Annotated in this window: 4 protein-coding genes; 3 read left to right on the top strand and 1 reads right to left on the bottom strand. The window is 53.9% G+C overall.

Features of this window, described 5'->3' with window-relative positions:
- Positions 1 to 466 precede the first annotated feature (466 nt).
- Together QKE30_RS10615 and QKE30_RS10610 are read left to right on the top strand one after the other, a co-directional pair.
- Positions 467 to 2116, top strand: coding sequence for an MFS transporter (locus tag QKE30_RS10615; protein WP_239202848.1), 1650 nt, complete (start codon positions 467 to 469; stop codon positions 2114 to 2116).
- An 82-nt stretch (positions 2117 to 2198) separates the two neighbouring features.
- On the top strand, positions 2199 to 3149 hold the full coding sequence (locus QKE30_RS10610; protein WP_255717399.1) for an aldo/keto reductase: 951 nt from the start codon (positions 2199 to 2201) through the stop codon (positions 3147 to 3149).
- Between the two features lie 127 nt (positions 3150 to 3276).
- Here the strand turns inward: QKE30_RS10610 and QKE30_RS10605 are convergent, their stop codons facing one another.
- Positions 3277 to 3879 (bottom strand): TetR/AcrR family transcriptional regulator, encoded by a 603-nt coding sequence (locus QKE30_RS10605; protein ID WP_239202846.1) that lies wholly within the window; start codon positions 3877 to 3879, stop codon positions 3277 to 3279.
- Positions 3880 to 4300: 421 nt separating this feature from the next.
- Here QKE30_RS10605 and QKE30_RS10600 point away from each other — a divergent pair.
- A partial coding sequence (locus QKE30_RS10600) for a hypothetical protein (RefSeq protein ID WP_347934766.1) occupies positions 4301 to 4495 on the top strand: 195 nt, incomplete at its 3' end.

The raw sequence follows: 4495 nt of genomic DNA, 5'->3' as shown, positions 1-4495 counted from the left end.
ACGGTGATCAGAATGAAAAATTTTTGGCCGGTCGCCGCAAACCTCTTCAGCGTGCGCATCTTCGGTTTAGAACGAAGGGTCGAAGGTCTGACACATTCACTTGACCGAATACTCGGTTCGATGAGCTTCACCAACCCGGAAGCGGATTACTAGTTTAACTCCTCGGAAGACCATTTAATTGCCTTGTGCAACCTGCCACTTTTCACATGACAAGGGCTCCGGCACCTCATTTGAACCATTTGGAGCAACATTCATTAGAGTTTGCATGCCTCTTCTAACACCCCACCAGAACAAGACAGCAAGCGTCTACCGAACGGGGAGATCAGGCTTAACCCAATAGTCCACCTATAGGTAAGCAAGAAAATTCAGACCGAACAGTGGAAAATCCTCGGAGCATCATATAACCTTCCAATTAACCGACCGTCGGTCGGTTTTATACCTACGGTACTTCAAGATGGGATCACACATGACCGCCCTCACCGCTTCCCTAGATTCTCCGCAAACGAAACCTCACACAACCGGCCGCGCATGGACGCTTCTCATCACGTCGCTAAGCGCCTTTATGCTCATGCTTGACATCACGGTCGTGAACGTCGCCCTACCTGATATCCGATCCTCATTCGATGCCAGCTTCACCCAGCTACAGTGGGTTCTCGATTCCTACGCCATTGGACTCGCCGCCATTTTGGTGGCTGCCGGGTCACTCGGAGACAGATTTGGCCGACGCCGACTCTTTACAATTGGCCTCGCCGTCTTTACGGTCGCATCTCTCCTTTGCGGCGTTGCATGGAACATTGAAATTCTCATCGCCTCCCGCGTCCTTCAGGGACTCGGTGGTGCGATCCTCTTTGCCATCGGACCGGCCCTCATCGGCAACGTTTACACCGGGCCAGACCGTAGCCGCGCATTCGGTATTTTCGGCGCCGTCAGCGGACTTGCCATCGCCTTCGGCCCCCTTATTGGCGGCGGCTTAACCGACGGGCTTGACTGGCGGTGGATCTTCCTTGTTAACGTCCCCGTCGGACTGATTTGCATGGGCATCACGTTCTTCCGCGTCACAGAGTCTCGCTCACAAAACACCCCACCCGTTGATATCGCCGGAACGCTCACCTTCTCTACCGCACTGACCTGCTTCGTCTTTGCCCTCCTGCGTGGGGAAGCAGAAGGCTGGACCAGCGATATCATCCTCAGCCTCTTCGCCGCTACAATCATCGCAGCGATTGCTTTCATACTGATCCAGGTTCGCAAAGGCGACCAGGCGTTGTTCGACATGACGCTATTTCGGAACCGAACCTACAACGGTCTCAATATCGTCACGCTCACCATTAACATTTCCGTATTCGCCGCCATTTTCCTCTTCGTCACCTACCTGCAGTCCTACCTGGGGTACAGCGCATGGGACACTGGCCTTCGTGCCCTACCTCTGACCTTGACACTTTTCGTTGGTGCAGCCGCCACTTCTGAGCTTGCCTCCCGCACTTCCCCACGTGTCGTCCTCTCCCTCTCTCTGGCTTGTGTCGCCGTGGGCTTACTACTCATCAACCTCGTCGACGTACATGACTCTTGGACCGCTGCTCTGCCTATGATGTTCGTCCTCGGCATGGGGATGGGCCTGTTTAATCCCGTCCGTGCTGAATTGTCTGTATCCACCACTACCCCTGACCGGACCGGTGTGGCCTCCGGCGTCAACGAAACCTTCCAGCAGGTCGGCACCGCCATCGGCATCGCCGGCATCGGTGCTTTGTTCGCCAACCGAGTCACCGCAAACTTCACTTCTAATGACGCCACTGCCATCCTTACTGACTCCCGCTCCGCAGTCGCCGATGCTGCAGCCACCGGAGGTGGCAAAATCATCGCCACAGCAGTCCCGGAAGCTATTCGCGCCCCCATTGTCGATGCAGCTAACACCGCATTCATTGACAGTCTCCACATCGCCTTCACAACAGCAGCCGCCATCGCCGCCATCGGACTCATCGCTGCTCTATTCTCCATTCGCCGCAGCGACCTCATTACCCATGAGCCGGACAACACACCCGCACACACTGCCCCCACCCCACAGGCGGAAGCCAACACGCCGCCCGTAGACGAACAACCCATCACAGCAACGCCAAGTTAGCGCCCTACCCAGCCGACTACGACCAGTGTGCACCAACCAATCATCGGTCGGCACTAACCCCTCTTTTCTAAGGACAATTTCCATGCAAACTCGTCAACTCCGCGACCTCACCGTTTCTGCTGTCGGCCTGGGATGTATGGGCATGAGCACTGTTTACGGCCGACCGAACAAAACTGAAGCCATCGCCACGCTGAACCTCGCACTCGATCAAGGCATAACCTTCTTCGACACGGCCGAGTCCTACGGCAACGGTCACAATGAAGAACTACTCGGTGAGCACCTATCACACCGCGACGATATTGTTATCGCGACTAAATTCGGCATCACTACCAACCGACTATCCTTCCCCACTGGACAAGACGGACGACCAGAAAACTGCCGCACAGCTGTCATTGGATCCTTAAAAAGACTCCGCCGCGACTACATCGACCTCTATTATCTTCACCGGCCTGACCCTGAGGTCCCCATCGAAGAATCTATCGGCGCTATGGCTGACCTCGTGCAAGAAGGCCTCATCCGCCACATTGGCGTCAGTGAGCTCTCAGCTGAACAACTCCATACCGCCAATGAGACGTACCCCATCACCGCGCTGCAATCAGAATGGTCACTCTTATCACGCGACATTGAACAAGGACCCGTACCCGAAGCGCGGAAACACAACATTGGTATCGTGTCATACTCGCCGCTCAGCAGAGGCCTCCTGTCCGGGGATAACAAAGCCACCACGCAACTCCCCCTACTTGACTACCGACGAGCTCTTCCCCGCTGGAAACGCCGAAACCTCAAGAAAAACCTAGAACAAGTCGAAATCATCGAATCCATCGCCCGCAATCACAACGCCACAGCCGCCCAAGTATCCCTTGCCTGGGTACTGGCACGAGGCAAGGATGTCGTTCCTATTCCAGGAACAAAACAGCGAGCAAAACTACTAGAGAATGTCAACGCTCTCAAGGTTTCCCTCACGGAGGACGAGCTCACAAGACTCAACAAGTTGCAAGCTCATGGCGGTCGGTACACAGGCATGCCAGAGTGAAGATGGCATACAAGTCTTCCAAACTGCATTATCGGCAACCTGGAAAGGAAAATTTGGCATTCGTCTTCGGGAACCTCACTTCAAGGATCTTCCTCCCCTCACCTCAACGATGAGGCTGCAGCCGCACCTAATACGCAAGCGCTTCGATAAAACGCAACAAAAGTGGACGGTACTCAGCGTAACAACGCTGCGGATCATCACTCGCTGTCATCTCGTCAAGCGTTCCTTCGAGCATAGCTACTACAAGCACTGTAGCGGCATTAACGCTGACGTCATCCCCAATCTTTCCTTGCGCTTCCAGTAGCGAGAAGATCTTAGAAACGAGAGGAACCCGAACTCGATTGTCTAGTTCCCGCCTCTCACCAGCTGACAAAACACCTACTGCCTGCTGACGAAGATTGCGATACCGACTATCGACCTGAATAGATTCCATTGCAGAGTCAAGAGCACCAGAAACAAGCGAATCAGAATCCACTTGATTCTCAAAAGCGTACTCGATCTTCCGCGCTGCACTATCGCAGGCCTCTGAGAGAACAGCCTTGAGCAACGAACTCTTATCCTCAAAATGATGATAGAAAGCGCCCTTTGACACCCTCGCATCATCGGCGATCTGGGCTATCGAAGTGTCAGAGTATCCAAAGGTTGAAAACCTTTCAGAACCCGACTTGATAAGGGCTTGTCGAGTAAGAGCTGCGTATTCTTCACGACGGGTTCTATGGCCTTGTGTCACCGCATTCTCCTTTCAGCTTTTTATGGGGAGATTAACCGAGCAAAGAAGCAACATGTGAGATTCTCACGAGCACAGCTCTACTGTAGAGCCATTATTGTTCGATAAAAAAGCAGACCGCGAAACCGACCATCCACCCATTTGCTAGGACAGCCGTGCAGTTCCACGGTCACTCCGCGCAGAATTCGCGCGGTTACGAAAAACAGGCTGCCAGTGCCGCCACAACTAGGCCAAAAATCATTGCGACTTCATGAAGCAGGACCTATCTGCGGTTGCCAGCAGCGGGTCGACCCAGCTGACCTCTGAACAGTGCGCAATATACACCGCGGCTTGCAGGCTCTTCACCGCTTCTGCTGGGCCCAGCGGACAGGGTAATCAACGCAGAAAGGCCGAAGGCTATCAATCAAACAGAAAGGAACCCCTCGTGGAAAATGTACTAGTCAACGGATTGGTCGCAGTTGCCGAAAATTTCCGAAACCTGCTTGTAAACGTAACCGGCAGGTTCGGTGATGTACTCGGTGGTCTGCAGACCGCAAGCCAGAACTCCACCCAAGTCCTAACGCATTCGCGACAAGATTTTGGCATGAGAAAAGGGAGCATGCACGCCATAGACGTACAT

The organism is Corynebacterium sp. c24Ua_83, from assembly GCF_039907245.1.
Classification (GTDB): Bacteria; Actinomycetota; Actinomycetes; order Mycobacteriales; family Mycobacteriaceae; genus Corynebacterium.
Note: the sequence above shows the minus strand (reverse complement) of the source record. Positions and strands in the feature narration are given on the sequence as shown.

What these genes read in the sequence shown, in the direction of transcription:
- QKE30_RS10610 (WP_255717399.1), top strand. Translation starts at nt 2,199, where the DNA reads ATGCAAACTCGTCAACTCCGCGACCTCACCGTTTCTGCTGTCGGCCTG.
- QKE30_RS10615 (WP_239202848.1), top strand. Translation starts at nt 467, where the DNA reads ATGACCGCCCTCACCGCTTCCCTAGATTCTCCGCAAACGAAACCTCAC.